We start from the raw sequence: 14957 nt of genomic DNA, 5'->3' as shown, positions 1-14957 counted from the left end.
CAAATCTGCCGGTCGCCGCGTATGCTGAATGCACCCGCAACACCACGAGGTTGGTGTCAAATTGACTTCTATATCCTTATTTTAGGTGCTCTGATACGTCAGAGCATGGCCTCGATTTTTCGTAGCCAACCCTCCACCTCGCCGGCTGGATCGCGCTGCTGGAGGCGGGCTGCTGTCATGCGCGGAAAGGCTTGGTTCGCCAGCCGCTTTTTGGCAGTGCTGTCGCTGATCGGATTGCCGATTGGATTTGCCGCAAACAGTGCAGCAGAGAACAGCGCAGGAACCGCCTTGCCTGCAGCATCCCGCTGATCGGGCACCACAAAAGTAACGCCGAACGCTTCCTGAATAGCATCGGCATGCAGATAGTTCTCGATTTCGTACTTAGACGTCTGCAGTGCCCAAGAGCCGTCGGAGCGCCGATTAACCGTGGCAACCGATGCACCATAGGTCGCTACGTCACTGTCGTAGATATGAACCTCGGGACGGCCCAGCGCCTTGAGGTAGTGCTCGGTGACCCAATGCTGCAGCGTCGAGCCGCCGAGCACGATAAACGCCACCCGCCCGTCAGTACCCAAGTCGGGGATGGTCGCATCGCCGAGATGCAATGCGCGGCTTAGGCACTTTAGGGCAGTCACATCTGTCGGTCCTTCAACGCATAGCAAGACCTTGATCTTGCTGTCGGCAACCACGCCCAAAGCCTGAGCCACTTGAGCGAACACATCGACACCTGCCTCAATGGTCGGGTTGCCGGTGGCGTCTCGTGTGACGAACCGGATGCTGTCAGTAGGCAGTTCGGCGGCAAATCCAGGGCTGTGCGTCGTTAGCAGCACTTGGTAACCATTCTCTCCAGCGAGTGCTTTGAAGGACTCGATCAGAATCTTCTGGTTGTTTGGATGCTGCGCGGTCTCGGGCTCTTCGATTGCATAGATGATGTTGCGTGTGCTACCACCGGTCGCCAACCGCCGTTCTGCCGCCGCTTTGAAGAAGCTAACAAGCACCAGTCGTCTAACGCCGCTGCCGCGCTTGTTGAGAGGAATGCCGTCATCAGTCTCCATGTTGACGGAGAACAGGCCGGTCCACTTCGCGGTGGTCGGGGGTGTGAATTGCGGGATCAGCTCCTTGGCAAGGTTGGGATCGATGGCCATGAGAGCCTCGTGCGTGTTGCGCGCGATTTCCTCGGCTTTCTCCTTAACCATTTTTTGGATCAGATCGATTTCATCCTGAACCTCAGCGATTGCTGCGGCGACAGCCGCTTTCATCGGTGTCTGGACCTCCCCATCAGAATCCCGACTGTTCCGATCGCTTTGGAACAGCGCAAACATCGGCAAGTGGCATTCGAGCTGCTCCCAGATGCGTTTGCTGTCTTCCTTCGGTTTCGTCAACGCCAGCGTGACTTCGGCCAACTTGAGATCGGCCTCGGCGTCCCACAACGCTTTGCGCATACCGGGATTGCCTTTGAGCTGGACGGCGAGGCCTTTAGCCTTCACCAACGCCTGTAGTTCCTTCTCTTTGAGATCGAGCAGACCAGTGACCCCTTCGGCGGTCGGATGCTGAGCTACGACGAAGACTTCGACACTAGGCACCTTGCTCTTGCAATCGTAGACCTTCTGAATCTTAAGCGTACCCGCTGCCGTCAACAGATGTTCGCCGGCTAGCGTGGTTTCTGCTCCAGCATCCAGCGTGAGTGAATCTGGTGGGTCCGCAAACTCGCAGGTGATAGAAATCTTCGAATCGCCGCTGTAGACATTGGCGTCGCCGGCTTCGATCTTCACGACTTCGTTGTTGAAGAAGATCTCCAAGGCCTCGAGTACGGATGATTTTCCGATGTCGTTCTTGCCAACAAACGTTGTGAGGTCGTCGATCCGAACCATCACTTCCTCGCGATAGCAACGGAAGTTCTTGATCGCAACGGATTCCAGTCTCATAAATCTCCCTCAATTGGTTGTCGTGGGCAATCCTATCCTTTGAGGCAATGGTAGGGCACCCCACTCGTGCGACGTAAGCCGACCTGAGGCTTTCGCGGCTCGACAATGCAAGCAATGTTGCGCATCACAACGCTTGTGGTGGCCGGCGGTTGACGACGGTCCACTCCTAGCTCGCGAGGATCGATCGTTCGCCTCCGGCTGGTTTCAAGGCATAGCTGCCGTGGACAAGCGTGTGCGGCGAACGACAGCTAACAGTCACCGCAGCCCTTCAATCCGCAAACTTCACGGGCAGCCAGTCTTGAGCTGACCTTGAAGCCCAGACTACGGCTTCGCAATAAGCGCTGACAGACGCAATCTTGCGGTGCATGTATGCGGCTGGACTACAGTTTGTTTGGGTCGCCATCTAAGGAACGCCCTGCCCAGTCAGACACCTCGATCACCATAAGCCCATCATCCGGATCGATGAACTGCGCGAAGTGATTGCGTAGTCCTGCTGCGGTCGTATTCACGCGCTTGAATGCCCAAGCCGATTCCAGGTACCTGACGGCAGCAAAGCGTGCAAGCTCGTCATAAAGTGACTGGTAGTCTCGCTTCTTGCGTAGGTCGTACTCTAGAAAAAAAAGGGACATTTCACCTCCTAGAGAATTGGCCACCGTACAGCGATCTCTTCGCACGCGGCGGTGATGTCATCCCACCGCTTAGAGAGGCTCCTCGGGGCATGAACAACCGAACGTCTGAAGACGTCGATCGACATGCAATGCGAGTGGAGTGGCGTGTGGCCTTCCGGCCCATATTGCCGTAGCCACTCATGAAGCAATACTGCAACGTACTCCGCCCCAGCTCTATTCAGCGCGGACTCAGGGTTCTTGATGTAGTGGAGTTTCAGTGCTCCCACGTAAAGCCGCCGTCGTCGCTCGAGTGTCAGCAAAAAGTCCGGACGAACGCTGACCGAAACGCCTGCTATCAGCAGCTTCGCTGCATCGTGCGGCCCCTGCGAATAGGTCGCATCGCCTGGGAGCTGATCGGCAAACTCAGCGAAACGCTCCAAGGCGTCGGCAGTATTCGTCTTGTCCTCAATTGACCAGGCGGTCCCTGATCCATCCGCTCTGAGTACCCTGGAGGCATTCTTCAGCACATCAAGGTCGCGCCCGTTCGTCAAGTAGCTGGCAACAGGCTCGACTGCCTGGCGATACCGGGCAACGATATTTGCCGAGGGGTGCTTTTGGTCAAAGACGATGCGCCGACGGCGCGTAGGGCTCGTCGTCACGAGCATCTCTGCCAGCTTGTTGACCGAAATTTTTGCCATTTTTGCCCCCTTGGAAACAACCCGTCAGACGCTGATTTCCGAAGTGTGCCCGATGAAGTATCCCTATGCTTCACGGCGCTTCTACATGGTCTCTTAATGCATAGGTCTCCGATTCGGGTTCAGGTCGGAACCCTGTTGGGTCAGGTCAGACGGTCGAGGGCGGCCGTTTGGCCCCTCTGCCTAGCCCCAGCCATTGATCAAATTAGCTTCGAAGGACGACGTCCAGTCTGAAGCCGAAACTCGGGTTAGCAAGGACGCCACAGCAGCGCCACCTGATAGCGAGAGGCAGCGCAACTTCCAACGCCGGCCAACCGATCTTCAGTGGCAGTGATACGGCTTCGAGCCAGCGTGACAACCGTTCTTGTCGGTGCCGCCTGAATGCGCATGCGCAAACGAGATCGTCGCCAATGCCACCAAGAGCAAAACAATTCCTTTCCTCATGTCAGATCTCCTCTTCAGGGTTGAACTACATCGGATGCTTCTCGTGCCACTGGTTTAGCTAAAGCAGCGGACCGAGACGCCACGCACACGCAGTGTGCTGTTTCCAATCTAAAGAGATCGACACGCCGGCGACATCCTCAACATGTGGAATGCATAACCGCTAGCGTGAGAAAGTTGCAGTTTCTGGAAATAGAAGAATGCGGCGGCCAAGTTCGCTCGGCGTCCGGGACGGCTGACCTGACCCAGTTGTCGTGGCTACGGCTGTCCGCAGCGAATCAAAGGGCACATGTTCGTTGCAGCAGTTCGGCCCGCAGCCCCCCGTCTGGAACTGTCCCCCCAAACCCGGCAGAGCCGCCCTCACCCAGCCATCGCCGGCGAAGGACAGAAAAATGGCTCCAGATGATCCAAATCAAGCCCGGCACCCCGGGTCAGGTCCACACTGATTGCAATAGCCAACAAGGCCACCCCGCTCCCGGTGGCGTTCAGCCAGTGGGTCGAGTCCATCCACCGGTGATGGCCTTCTGGGCGATGAACAGAAGATGAACGCGCCGTTCGGCCTGCAGGCGCGAATGCGTGTCCAGACGGCAGGCATGTCTCGCGCTGACCCGCCTTGAAAGCACCTCCCATGAAACGCCAACCCGCTTTGCGCCACGGCTTGCTGGCGCTGTCGCTCTGCCTCACGGCGCTGCCCGCTCTGGCCGACGACGACTGCGATGCACCGCTGAATCGCTGGCAGTCGCGCGACGCCGTGCGGCAGATGGCGGTCGCTCAAGGCTGGCAGATACAGCGGCTCAAGATCGACGACGGCTGCTACGAAGTGCGGGGGACCGATGCCCAAGGCCGCAACTTCAAGGCGCGGATCGATCCGGAAACCCTGAAGGTCTTGAAGTTCAAGCAGGACGACCACCAACGTGACCGCGACCGTGAGCGCGACCGGGATCGCGATCGCGATCGCCGCACCGAATAACCCCCATCCCCACAGGAACACCGCCATGTCCAAACCACTTTCAAGCCTTCTGGCCACCGCTTGCGCGTTGGCCGTTCCCGCGCTGGCCCACAGCCGCCCGCTCACGCTGACCGCCCAGCTCAAGAACTACGGCGGCGACGGCGCCTACATCGCCGCGTACCTCACCGATGCCAAGGGTGCCTATGTGAAAACGCTGTGGGTCGCCGGCGGCAAGGCCAAGTACCACAAGCACTTGTCCGACTGGAGCCGCCTTTCGGCTGGTGACGCCAAGCGGCTGGACGGCGTCACCGGCGCCAGCGTGGGCGCGGGGCGCACCCTGAAGGTGACGGCCGACCTGGCCGATGCGCTGATCGACGCGGGCTACGAGATCCGCATGGACGCGGCGGCAGAAGACATGCGCGACAGCCCGTCGGAGGTCCGCATTCCGCTGTCCACCGCCAACGCCGGCAAGCCACAGCCCGGCAAGCAGTACATCCAGTCCGCGACCTTCGAGTTCAAGTGAAGGGTCTCGCGTGACCTGGAAGGCCATCCACCGCTGGCTGGGTCTGACGCTGGGCTGCCTGGCCGTGCTGCTGGGCGTTACCGGCGCCGTATTGGCGATCGATCCGGTGCAGCAGGCGTGGCAGGCACCCGCCGCACCGGGCGATCTTCCGGTGGCGACACTGGTGGAGCGCGTGATGCGCACGGTGCCCGACGCGGAAGAAATCCGGCACCTGCCCTCGGGCGCCATCGTGGTGTTCAGCTTTGCAGGCGACCAGCCGCAGGCGTCTTACGTGGACCCGGCCGACGGCCGGGTGCTGGGCGCGTGGCAAGCCGCGGCGCTGCCGCGCTGGGTGAAGAACCTGCACCGCTCGCTGCTGTTGGGCGACGCCGGGCGCTGGGGCGCGGCGGGCATTGCGCTGGCCATGGGCCTGGTGTGCGCCTCTGCCCTGGTGCTGCTGCTGCGTCGCATGGGGGGCTGGCGGCGCCTGGGGGCGCGGGTGCGTGGCTCGCTGGCGCAACGCATTCATGTGGTCACCGGCCGGGTGGTGCTCGTCGTCCTGAGCCTCACATCGCTCACGGCGCTGACCATGAGCGCGTCCACCCTGGGCTTGGTCGCGCTGGACGCCGGGACAGAGCCCGACATGCTGTCGGTGGCCACCGGCCAACCGGCGCTGCCCGCCGCCCAGCTGGCCCCGCTTCAAGCCATGGCCGTGCGGGACCTGCGCAAGCTGAATGTTCCCGGCACCACCGACCCAGAGGACACCTGGACAGTCGCCACGGCCCAAGGTCAAGGCTGGATCGACCGCTACTCGGGGCACCTGCTGGCCTGGCAGCAAGCCACCGTGGCGCAGCGCGTGTACGACCTGGCCGTGGTGCTGCACACGGGCGAATCGGCCTGGCCCTGGGCCGTGGTGCTCGGAGCCGTGGGCGCCAGCGTGCTGCTGTTCTGGCTGTCGGGCGTGGTCATCTGGTGGCAAGCCCGCCGCCAGGCGCCAAAGATCACGGGCAACACCCCGCTGGCACAGGCCGACGTGTTGATCTACGTGGCCAGCGAAGGCGGCAGCACCTGGGGCTTTGCACAAACGCTGCAGGACGCGCTGAGCCAGCTGGGCCTGCGCGTGCACACCAGCGCGCTGGAGAACTTTCAAACCACCGCCGCCACGCGGCAGGTGTTCGTGCTGGCGGCCACCTATGGCGAAGGCCAGGCCCCGGCCCACGCCAGCCATGCCCTGGCGCGCATCGCCCAGCTCAAGGCCGGCGCCGTGCCAGTGACGGTGCTGGGCTTTGGCGACCGGCAGTTCCCGGCCTTCTGCGCCTTTGCGCAAGCGCTGGACCAGACGCTGCGCGCGCAGGGCTGGCCCTCGCTGCTGCCGCTCGAATGCATCCACCAGCAATCGAGCCAGCAGTTCGCGCGCTGGGGCCTTGCCTTGGCACAGGCGCTGGGCAAACCGCTGGTGCTGGAGCATGTGCCGCGCGTTCCGCCCACCACGACGCTCACGCTGATCGAGCGCCGGGACTACAACGGTGGCGCCGGGCCGGCCACGGCGATCCTGCGCTTTGCGTGGCCGGCACAGCGCCTGGGCCAGCGCCTGCGCGGGCACGGCCTGGCGCGGTTTGCAGCGGGCGACCTCGTGGGCATCCTGCCGCCGGGGTCGGCCGTGCCGCGCTACTACTCGCTGGCCTCGGGCCAGCAAGATGGCTTCCTGGAAATCTGCGTGCGTCAGATGGCCGGCGGTCTGTGCTCCACGCATTTGCTGGGCCTGAAGCTGGGGGACGGTGTCAGCGCCTTCATCCGGGCCAACCCGGGTTTTGCGTTGCCGCGAACGCGCCGGCCCGTGCTGCTGATCGGTGCGGGCACCGGCGTGGCACCGCTGGCCGGGTTCATCCGCCGCAACCACAGGCACCGCCCCATGCACCTGTACTTTGGCGGGCGCGACCCGGCGCGGGACTTCTACTTCGGCCCCGACATCCAGCGCTGGCTCGCGGAGGGGCGCCTGACCACCTTGCACACGGCCTTCTCCCGCGTGCCCGACGGTGGGGGCTATGTGCAGGATGCCCTGCGACGCGACGCCGAACAGCTGCGCGAGCAGGTCGCACGGGGCGCCATCGTGCGCGTCTGCGGCGGCCGCGCCATGGCGCAGGGCGTCGCCGAGGCGCTGGACGCGGTGCTGGCGCCACTGCGGCTGAGCGTGGCCCAACTCAAAGCCAGCGAGCGCTATGCCGAAGACGTCTTCTGAAGCGGCTGTGACGGGCAGGCACACCACCCTGCACGGCCCGACCATGGGCACGCGCTGGTCGGCCACGCTCGACACCGACAACACCCTGGACCTGGCGGCCTTGCGCCTGGACCTTGCGGCCGCCGTGGCGCAGGTAGACGAACAGATGTCGCCCTGGAAGCCGGACAGCGACCTCATGCGCCTGAACCGCGCGCCTGTGGGCACCTGGGTGGACCTGCCCGCTGAAATGCTGGAGGTGCTGGACTGCGCGCTCGATGTCCAGGGCCTGAGTGCGGGTGCGTTCGATCCCTGCGTGGGGGACCTGGTCGACGCCTGGGGCTTCGGCGCGGTGCGCGACGCACCCGACGCGGATGCCATCCGCGCCGCGCGCCAGCCCAGGCCGCCCATGGCGCACGCAGGCCTTGAGCTGGAACGGTCCGCCGGCCGTGCCCGAAAGAGCACGCCCCTCCAGCTCGACCTGTGCGGCATTGCCAAAGGCTACGCGGTGGACCGCATGGTCGCGGTGCTGCAACGGCACGGCGTGCGGCACGCACTGGCCGCGCTGGACGGCGAGCTGCGCGCCCTGGGTCGCCAGGCCGGCGGCGCGCCCTGGGCCGTGGCGCTCGAACGCCCCGAGGTGGGGCTGCGCGCGGTGCACGGTGTCATCGAGCTGGAGGACCTGGCGGTGGCCACCTCGGGCGACTATCGGCGCTTCCTGCGGGTGGGCGATGCGCGCCTGGCCCACACCATGGACCCGCACCGCCGGGCGCCGGTGAACAACGCGGTGGCGTCGGTCACCGTGCTGGCGCGCACGGGCATGCACGCAGACGCCTGGGCCACGGCCTTGCTGGTGGCGGGTCCCGACGACGGTCTGGCCATGGCACAAGGCATGGGGCTGGATGCGCTGTTCCTGCTGCGCAGGGCAGAAGGCTTGGTGGCGCTGGGGCTGGGCCGGTTGGGCGAATCCGCAGAGCCGGCCAACGGATGACCTTCGAGTGCGCCCCGCGGGGATGACGCCAGGGCCCGGTGCCGCCAGAATGCCCCTTCGCCCGAACCCACCAAGGAGGCTTCCCGCATGGCAACCCAGCAACTGCACCGTGGCCGGCTCATCGACCACATCCAGCTCGTGGTGCGCGACCTCGCGGCCTCGCAGCGCTTCTACACCGCCGTCTTCGACACCCTGGGCATTCCCATCGGCGGCAGCGACGACAGCTACTTCTGGGCCGATGAGCTCTTCGTCTCCACCGCCGACAGCATCGCCGCGCAAGGCCATCTCACCGGCCGCCACCACCTGGCCTTCCAGGCCGCCAGCCGCGCGGCGGTGGACGCCTTCCACAAGGCCGCCCTGGCCCATGGCGGGCGCGACAACGGCGCCCCTGGCGAGCGCCCCTACCACCCGGGCTACTACGCGGCTTTTGTGCTCGACCCGGACGGCAACAACATCGAGGCCGTGTACCACGGCGAGGCCGAGCGCAGCGCGGCCTCGGTCAGCATCCGCTTCTGAAACCGGCCCCGCTCGCCCGGTTTCAGCGCGCCGGGCGGGCCTCGCCGCGCCAGGCCTTCTCGATCGCCGCCACGTCGATCTTGCGCATGGTCATCATGGCGTCGAAGGCGCGCTTGGCGGCCGCGCGGTCGGGGTCGTTGACGGCCTCGGTCAGCACCCGCGGCGTGATCTGCCAGGACACGCCCCACTTGTCCTTGCACCAGCCGCATTCGCTTTCCTGGCCGCCGTTGTTCACGATGGCGTTCCACAGGCGGTCGGTCTCGGCCTGGTCGTCGGTGGCCACCTGGAATGAGAAGGCCTCGCTCTGCTGGAAGGCGGGGCCGCCGTTGAGGCCCAGGCAGGGAATGCCCAGCACGGTGAACTCGACGGTGAGGACATTGCCCGCCTGGCCCGACGGGTAGTCGCCGGGCGCGTGCATCACGCGGCCCACCGCGCTGTCGGGAAAGGTCGCGGCATAGAAGCGCGCGGCGTCGAGCGCGTCGCGCTCGTACCAGAGGCAGATGGTGTTCTTGGCGGGCATTCAGCGTCTCCTGATGCTGTGAGCGGGCACGCCCCGCACGGCGTTGTGGGGTCCAGCTTACAGGGCCCGCGACTTGACGCCCATCAACCCGCCTCGGCGATCCCCGCCTGCGCGCGCACGGCGGTGCGGTTCGTTGACGCGCGTCAGATTGGCGGGTGCACGCCCACCTAGAGTGGCACACGGCAGGAAAGACATCCCGGCCCCACCCATCCACCCCAGGAGGCACCATGCCCAACCGACGCACCGTTTCCGTTTCGCTGCTGGCCGTCACCGCGACGGCGTCCATTCTTCTGGCCAGCGGTTGCGCCAGCGCGCCGCCCGTGGCGGACAGGATGGTGGTCGACCCCATGGGCACCGTCACCACCTACCACCGCAAGAGCTCGGGCAGCCTGGGCAACTTTGACGGCACGGTGGTGTGGACCCATGCGCCAGCCACCTGGCAGGGCCAACCCGTGGTGGCCTTCGGCTCGCCGCAGGCGGGGGTGGGCCTGTACGACCCGGTCAGCTTCGATCAGCTGGCCACCCTGCGGCCCGACGGCACACCGCTGATGGCGTTCAACCCGCCCATTGGCTATCGGTGGCCATTGGAGGTCGGCAAGACCTGGACGTCCAGCCACGAGCTGACCCTCTTTGCCACGGGCGGCAAGATGAAGAACACCATCCAGTGGAAGGTGCTGTCCTACGGCGACGTCACCGTGCCCGCCGGCACCTTCAAGGCGTGGCAGTTGCAGTGGACCGACAGCTTCGGCGAGGTCGAGACGCGCTGGAGCGCACCCCAGGACGGTCTGGCCACCATCAAACGCCATGTGGAGCGGCCGGCCACCCATCCGCAAGGGGCGGGTGTGCTCGACGCCGAACTGCTGTCGCGCGTACGGCCCGCGAAATGACCGCAACGCACCCATGAAAAAAGCCGGCCCGAGGGCCGGCTTCTGCTGAGGCAGGCGGCTTACTTGCCGCCGCGCGCCTTGGCCACGGCGGCCTGGGTTTCTTTCCACAGGTCTTCGCCCACGTTGCTGGCAATGCCGGCGTTCACCGCGCTGAGCTTCTCGCGCATGCGGTTGGCCTCGGCCGGGCTGAGCTGGTTGATCTGCATGCCCTTGCCCTTGAGCTCGGCCAGGGCCTTGTCGGCCTCGGCGCGCGTGTCCTTGCGCTCGAAGTCGCGGCTCACTTTCGCGGCGTCCGCCAGCACTTTGCGCTCGGCCGCGCTCAGCTGGTCCCACCACTTCTTGCTCACGGTCACGATCCAGGGGCTGTAGACGTGGTTGGTGACGGTAAGGTACTTCTGCACCTCGTAGAACTTGCTGGAGAGGATGGTGTTGTACGGGTTCTCCTGGCCGTCCACGGTCTTGGTTTCCAGCGCGGTGAACAGCTCGGAGAACGGCAGCGGCACGGCGTTGGCGCCCAGGGTCTTGAAGCTGTCGATGAAGACGTTGTTCTGCATCACGCGCAGCTTGATGCCGTCCAGGTCTTCCAGCTTGGCCACGGCGTGCTTGTTGTTGGTGAGGTTGCGAAAGCCGTTCTCCCAGTAGGCCAGGCCCACCAGGCCTTTCTCCTGCAGCTTGTCCATCACCTTCTGGCCCACCGGGCCGTCGAGCACGGCGTCGGCTTCCTGGGCGTTGTTGAACAGGAAGGGCGTGTCCCAGATGGCCATTTCCTTGGTGATGCCCACCAGCGTGGCGGTGGAGCCCACCATCATTTCCTGTGCGCCGCCGATGAGGGCCTGCTGCATCTGCACGTCCGAGCCCAGCGCGGCGGCGCCGATGGCGCGCACGCGCATCTTGCCGCCCGAGGCCTTCTCCACCTCTTGCGCGAACAGCTTGACCGCGCGGCCCTGGTTGGAGTCTTCGTTGAGGCCGTAGCCGAAACGGATGATGCGCGGCTTGAAGTCCTGCGCGTGGGCCAGGCCGCCGGCCACGGTGGCCAGGGCCACCGACAGCGTGATGGCGAGTTGCTTGAATTTCATGGTCATCTCCTGGGTTGTTGGCGGCGTGCGCCGTCGGGTGAAAACGGGAAGGGGTTCAGAACATCCACTTGAGTGGCTGCAACACGATCGCGGGGAAGCCGATCAGCAAGGCCAGCATGGCGACATAGACCAGCAGGAAGGGCATCACCCCGCGGATCACCGGCTCCATGCGCAGGCCGCCCACGCCGGCCACCACGTTGAGCACCGTGCCCACGGGCGGCGTGAGCAGGCCCAGGCAGCCGATGAAGATGAAGACGAAGCCGAAGTACACCGGGTCGATGCCGGCCTTGGCGGCGAGCGGCGCGAGCACCGGCGCCAGGATCAGGATGGTGGGCGTGAGGTCCATCACCATGCCCACGGCAAGCAGGAACACGGCCACCACCGCCATGAAGAGGTAGGGGTTCTGCAGCAGGGGGCCCATCACGCCTGCCAGTTCGTTGGGCAGGTCGGCCAGGGTGATCATGTAGCTGGCCGCCGTGGCGGCGCCGCACAGGAACATCACCACGCCGGTGGTGCGGGCGGCGTCCACGAACACGCGGTACAGGCCCGCCACGCTGAGCTCGCGGTACACGAACATGGCCACGATGAGCGCGTACACGGCCGCCACCACCGCCGCCTCGGTGGGCGTGAACAGGCCCAGCCGAAGGCCGCCGATGATGATCACCGGCATGAACAGCGCCCAGATGCTGGAGCTCAGCACCGCGCGGCGCTGCGCCCAGCTGGTCTTCTCGGCCACGGGCAGCTGTTCCTTGCGCGAGACGCGGCGCCACACCAGGACCAGGCTCACCGCCATCAGCAGGCCAGGCACGATGCCCGCGAGGAACAGCTTGCTGATCGAGGTGTTGGTGGTCACGCCGTAGATCACCATGGGCATGGACGGCGGGATGATGGGCGCGATGATGCCGCCCGAGGCGATGAGGCCGGCGCTGGTGCCCTCGGGGTAGCGCTGCTGGCGCATCATGGGCAGCAGCAGCGTGGCCAGCGCGGCGGTGTCGGCGATGGCCGAGCCGCTCATCGAGGCCAGCATGACGGAGGCCGCGATCGCCACGTAACCCAGGCCGCCCGGGATGTGCCCCACGAAGGCGCGGGCCAGGTCGATGATGCGCCGGCTCAGGCCGCCGGCGTTCATGAGCTCGCCAGCCAGGATGAAGAAGGGCACGGCCAGCAGGGGGAAGCTGTCGAAGCCGGCCTGCACGTTCTGCGCCAGCAGCTGGGCGTCGAAGAAGTCGAGCTGCACCATCAGCGCCAGCGCCGTGAGCATGAGCGCGAAGGCGATGGGCACGCCCACCGTCATGGCGGCGAACAGCACCAGCAGGAAGAGCGCGATGGTCATGCGGCACCTCCTTCGCGCCCGCCGCGCAGCTCGTTCACGGCCTGCAGCGCCAGCAGCAGGGCCATGCACACGCCCATCACGAAGATGGCGCCCGCCGCCAGCGACAGCGGGTAGTTCATCACCGGGCTGCGGCTGTTCATGCCCACCACCACCTGGGCCCAGGCGCCGGCGATGAGGTAGTACAGCGACAGGCCGATGAGCGCGCGCGTGAGCCAGCGCAGGGCCGCCGCGGGCTTGCCGCTCAGGCGCGTGGTCACCAGATCGAAGCCCAGGTGCTTGCCCTCGGCGAAGGTCAGCGTGGCCGCGACGGAGACCAGCCAGACGAACAGCAGGCGGGACAGCTCCTCGGACACCACCCAACCCGTGCCCCACACGTAGCGCAGCACCACGTTGCCGAACACCGCCACCACCATGCCCAGCAGACACAGGGCCAGCAGGCCCTCGGCCAGGTGCTTGATCGCGTTCAGGGCTTTCATGCGCGCACCTCCTCGTCCGGCGCGGGCACGGCGCGCACCCAGTCCGCCACGGCATTCACGAGTTCGGGCAGCGGGCGCATGGCATCCAGCGCCAGCACGCCGGGCTCCAGCGAAGGATCTTCCAGCGCCTCGAACTGGCTGTCGACCAGGCTCACCGGGAACAGGTGGCCAGGGCGCGTGGCCACGCGATCGCGCGCCTGCTCGCGGCTCAGTTGCAGGAACACGAAGCGCAGGCCCGGGGCCGCGGCGCGCAGGCGCTCGCGGTAGCGGCGCTTGAGCGACGAGCAGGTGAGCACCACGCCGTCGGCGCGCGCGGCGAGCTGGGCGGCCAGGGTGTCGAGCCAGGCGGCGCGGTCCTCGTCGCTGAGGGCGATGCCGCCGCGCATCTTGGCCAGGTTGGCGGGCGGGTGGAAATCGTCGCCCTCCAGCAGCGGCAGGCCCAGCGCGGCAGCGCTTTGCTGGCCGAGGCTGGATTTGCCGCAACCGGCCACGCCCATGACGACGAGGCGGGTGGGAACAGGGTTCAAAGCCATTTGGTAGCGCTGTCCAATGAATCCGAAAGAAACGGCCCTGGGAACAGGACCGTCTGCGGGTGTCGCGTTCACTCGGGGATCACTCTGAACTGTGTGATGATCAGGGCGAATCCGGATGCGAAGCCCGCTATGGTAGCGCTATCCTATTGCCGATCCGCACCACCCATCGACAGGGAAAACCCTTGCCCCCCACCCCGCCGCCGACCGAACGCCGCCGCCGCCCCAGCGGGCGCATCACCTTGCAGGACGTGGCCCGCGAGGCCGAGGTCAGCCCCATCACCGCCTCGCGCGCGCTGCGCGGCGAGCGCGGCGTGGCCGCCGAGCTGGTGGAGCGCGTGAAGACCGCCGCCGATCGCCTGGGCTACGTGCCCGACCCGGCCGCGCGCGCCCTGGCCTCGGCGCGCGGCACCCAGGTGCCGGTGCTGGTGCCGCTGCTGTCCAACGCCCTGTTCGTGGACGTGATCGAGGCCGTGCACCGCGTGCTGCTGCCGCACGGCTACCAGCCGCTGATCGGCGTGACGCACTACGACCCGATGGAAGAAGAGCAGCTGCTGCGCAGCTACCTCGCGCAGCGCCCGGCCGGCGTGCTGCTCACCGGCTTCGACCGCACCGAGGCCGCGCGCCAGATGGTGGCGGCCAGCGGCATGCCCTGCGTCTACCTGATGGAGCTGACCGAGGCGCCCGGCGTGCACTGCGTGGGCTTCTCGCAGCAGGACGCGGGCCACGCCATCACCCAGCACCTGCTGGACCGGGGGCGCCGGCGCATCGCCTTCGTGGCCGCGCAGCTGGACCCGCGCGTGCTGCAGCGCGCCGAGGGCTACCGCCGCTGCCTGCGCGCGGCCGGCCTGTACGACGCCCGGCTCGAACTGCTGAGCCCCCAGCCCTCGTCCATGCGCCTGGGCGGCGAGCTGCTGGAGGACCTGCTGCGCACCCGGCCCGAGGTGGACGCGGTCTTCTTCTGCAACGACGACCTGGCGCAGGGCGGCCTGCTCGCAGCCTTGCGCCTGGGCGTGAGCGTGCCGCAGCGGCTGGCCGTCGCCGGCTTCAACGACCTGTCGGGCAGCGACCAGATGCTGCCGCCGCTGACCACCGTGCGCACGCCGCGCCGCGCCATCGGCGAGACGGGCGCGCGCATGCTGCTGTCGCTGCTGCGCGGAGAGGCGGTGCCCACCAACAGCGCCGACCTGGGGTTCGAGCTGGTGGTGCGCGGCAGCAGCTGAGCCCGGCGCGGCCCCGGCGGCCTTGTTACAGCTCGCAACCAGTGCCGCTGGCCGCCTTAACCCGTCTTAA

15 protein-coding genes are annotated in these 14957 nt (G+C 66.3%); 7 read left to right on the top strand and 8 right to left on the bottom strand.

Annotation, left to right across the window (positions count from 1 at the left end):
* Positions 1–98 precede the first annotated feature (98 nt).
* The 3 genes from JNX00_RS07290 to JNX00_RS07280 all read right to left on the bottom strand — a co-directional run bounded on the left by JNX00_RS07290 (position 99) and on the right by JNX00_RS07280 (position 3231).
* Complete coding sequence (locus JNX00_RS07290; RefSeq protein WP_204744538.1) at positions 99–1925, bottom strand: ATP-binding protein; 1827 nt, start codon at positions 1923–1925, stop codon at positions 99–101.
* A 380-nt stretch (positions 1926–2305) separates the two neighbouring features.
* Positions 2306–2554 (bottom strand): hypothetical protein, encoded by a 249-nt coding sequence (locus JNX00_RS07285; protein WP_204744537.1) that lies wholly within the window; start codon positions 2552–2554, stop codon positions 2306–2308.
* Between the two features lie 8 nt (positions 2555–2562).
* On the bottom strand, positions 2563–3231 hold the full coding sequence (locus JNX00_RS07280) for a hypothetical protein (protein WP_204744536.1): 669 nt from the start codon (positions 3229–3231) through the stop codon (positions 2563–2565).
* Between the two features lie 1066 nt (positions 3232–4297).
* Between JNX00_RS07280 and JNX00_RS07270 the strand changes: the two genes are divergently transcribed.
* The 5 genes from JNX00_RS07270 to JNX00_RS07250 all read left to right on the top strand — a co-directional run bounded on the left by JNX00_RS07270 (position 4298) and on the right by JNX00_RS07250 (position 8842).
* Entirely contained in the window at positions 4298–4639 is a 342-nt protein-coding gene (locus JNX00_RS07270) for a PepSY domain-containing protein (protein ID WP_204744534.1), read from the top strand.
* A 25-nt stretch (positions 4640–4664) separates the two neighbouring features.
* The gene (locus JNX00_RS07265; RefSeq protein ID WP_204744533.1) at positions 4665–5141 is read left to right on the top strand and encodes a DUF2271 domain-containing protein; all 477 of its coding nucleotides are present in this window, start codon (positions 4665–4667) and stop codon (positions 5139–5141) included.
* 10 nt (positions 5142–5151) lie between these two features.
* Positions 5152–7359 (top strand): PepSY domain-containing protein, encoded by a 2208-nt coding sequence (locus JNX00_RS07260; RefSeq protein WP_204744532.1) that lies wholly within the window; start codon positions 5152–5154, stop codon positions 7357–7359.
* Positions 7340–8326 (top strand): FAD:protein FMN transferase, encoded by a 987-nt coding sequence (locus tag JNX00_RS07255; protein ID WP_204744531.1) that lies wholly within the window; start codon positions 7340–7342, stop codon positions 8324–8326. The genes JNX00_RS07260 and JNX00_RS07255 overlap by 20 nt, the downstream gene beginning before the upstream one ends.
* A gap of 87 nt (positions 8327–8413) precedes the next feature.
* The gene (locus tag JNX00_RS07250) at positions 8414–8842 is read left to right on the top strand and encodes a VOC family protein (protein ID WP_204744530.1); all 429 of its coding nucleotides are present in this window, start codon (positions 8414–8416) and stop codon (positions 8840–8842) included.
* A gap of 22 nt (positions 8843–8864) precedes the next feature.
* On the opposite strand, the gene JNX00_RS07245 is transcribed toward JNX00_RS07250, so the two are convergent.
* Complete coding sequence (locus JNX00_RS07245; protein ID WP_070400653.1) at positions 8865–9362, bottom strand: VOC family protein; 498 nt, start codon at positions 9360–9362, stop codon at positions 8865–8867.
* Positions 9363–9589: 227 nt separating this feature from the next.
* Between JNX00_RS07245 and JNX00_RS07240 the strand changes: the two genes are divergently transcribed.
* Positions 9590–10249 (top strand): hypothetical protein, encoded by a 660-nt coding sequence (locus JNX00_RS07240; protein WP_204744529.1) that lies wholly within the window; start codon positions 9590–9592, stop codon positions 10247–10249.
* Positions 10250–10308: 59 nt separating this feature from the next.
* Here JNX00_RS07240 and JNX00_RS07235 read toward each other — a convergent pair whose 3' ends face one another.
* From JNX00_RS07235 to JNX00_RS07220, 4 genes are read right to left on the bottom strand one after another with little or no spacing between them, the layout of a single operon-like run.
* On the bottom strand, positions 10309–11325 hold the full coding sequence (locus JNX00_RS07235; protein WP_070400655.1) for a TRAP transporter substrate-binding protein: 1017 nt from the start codon (positions 11323–11325) through the stop codon (positions 10309–10311).
* A 55-nt stretch (positions 11326–11380) separates the two neighbouring features.
* Positions 11381–12658, bottom strand: a complete 1278-nt coding sequence (locus tag JNX00_RS07230; protein WP_070400656.1) for a TRAP transporter large permease subunit — start codon at positions 12656–12658, stop codon at positions 11381–11383.
* A complete protein-coding gene (locus JNX00_RS07225; RefSeq protein ID WP_070400657.1) occupies positions 12655–13134 on the bottom strand; it encodes a TRAP transporter small permease in 480 nt (159 codons plus the stop codon). Before JNX00_RS07225 ends, JNX00_RS07230 begins: the two co-directional genes overlap by 4 nt.
* Positions 13131–13667: a gluconokinase gene (locus JNX00_RS07220; RefSeq protein WP_070400658.1), complete on the bottom strand. Its 537-nt coding sequence runs from the start codon at positions 13665–13667 to the stop codon at positions 13131–13133. Before JNX00_RS07220 ends, JNX00_RS07225 begins: the two co-directional genes overlap by 4 nt.
* Positions 13668–13849: 182 nt before the next feature.
* Here JNX00_RS07220 and JNX00_RS07215 point away from each other — a divergent pair, with 182 nt between their 5' ends.
* Positions 13850–14887, top strand: coding sequence for a LacI family DNA-binding transcriptional regulator (locus JNX00_RS07215; protein WP_070400659.1), 1038 nt, complete (start codon positions 13850–13852; stop codon positions 14885–14887).
* Positions 14888–14957: the final 70 nt, after the last annotated feature.

It is taken from the genome of Hydrogenophaga sp. YM1 (assembly GCF_016903055.1).
Taxonomy (GTDB): Bacteria; Pseudomonadota; Gammaproteobacteria; order Burkholderiales; family Burkholderiaceae_C; genus Hydrogenophaga; species Hydrogenophaga borbori.
The sequence above is the reverse complement of the archived record's forward strand: the minus strand, read 5'-3'. Positions and strand labels throughout refer to the sequence as shown.

Coding starts and splice junctions, on each gene's coding strand:
- JNX00_RS07290 (WP_204744538.1), bottom strand. CDS start 1,925: ATGAGACTGGAATCCGTTGCGATCAAGAACTTCCGTTGCTATCGCGAG.
- JNX00_RS07285 (WP_204744537.1), bottom strand. CDS start 2,554: ATGTCCCTTTTTTTTCTAGAGTACGACCTACGCAAGAAGCGAGACTAC.
- JNX00_RS07280 (WP_204744536.1), bottom strand. CDS start 3,231: ATGGCAAAAATTTCGGTCAACAAGCTGGCAGAGATGCTCGTGACGACG.
- JNX00_RS07270 (WP_204744534.1), top strand. CDS start 4,298: ATGAAACGCCAACCCGCTTTGCGCCACGGCTTGCTGGCGCTGTCGCTC.
- JNX00_RS07265 (WP_204744533.1), top strand. CDS start 4,665: ATGTCCAAACCACTTTCAAGCCTTCTGGCCACCGCTTGCGCGTTGGCC.
- JNX00_RS07255 (WP_204744531.1), top strand. CDS start 7,340: ATGCCGAAGACGTCTTCTGAAGCGGCTGTGACGGGCAGGCACACCACC.
- JNX00_RS07250 (WP_204744530.1), top strand. CDS start 8,414: ATGGCAACCCAGCAACTGCACCGTGGCCGGCTCATCGACCACATCCAG.
- JNX00_RS07245 (WP_070400653.1), bottom strand. CDS start 9,362: ATGCCCGCCAAGAACACCATCTGCCTCTGGTACGAGCGCGACGCGCTC.
- JNX00_RS07240 (WP_204744529.1), top strand. CDS start 9,590: ATGCCCAACCGACGCACCGTTTCCGTTTCGCTGCTGGCCGTCACCGCG.
- JNX00_RS07235 (WP_070400655.1), bottom strand. CDS start 11,325: ATGAAATTCAAGCAACTCGCCATCACGCTGTCGGTGGCCCTGGCCACC.
- JNX00_RS07230 (WP_070400656.1), bottom strand. CDS start 12,658: ATGACCATCGCGCTCTTCCTGCTGGTGCTGTTCGCCGCCATGACGGTG.
- JNX00_RS07225 (WP_070400657.1), bottom strand. CDS start 13,134: ATGAAAGCCCTGAACGCGATCAAGCACCTGGCCGAGGGCCTGCTGGCC.
- JNX00_RS07220 (WP_070400658.1), bottom strand. CDS start 13,667: ATGGCTTTGAACCCTGTTCCCACCCGCCTCGTCGTCATGGGCGTGGCC.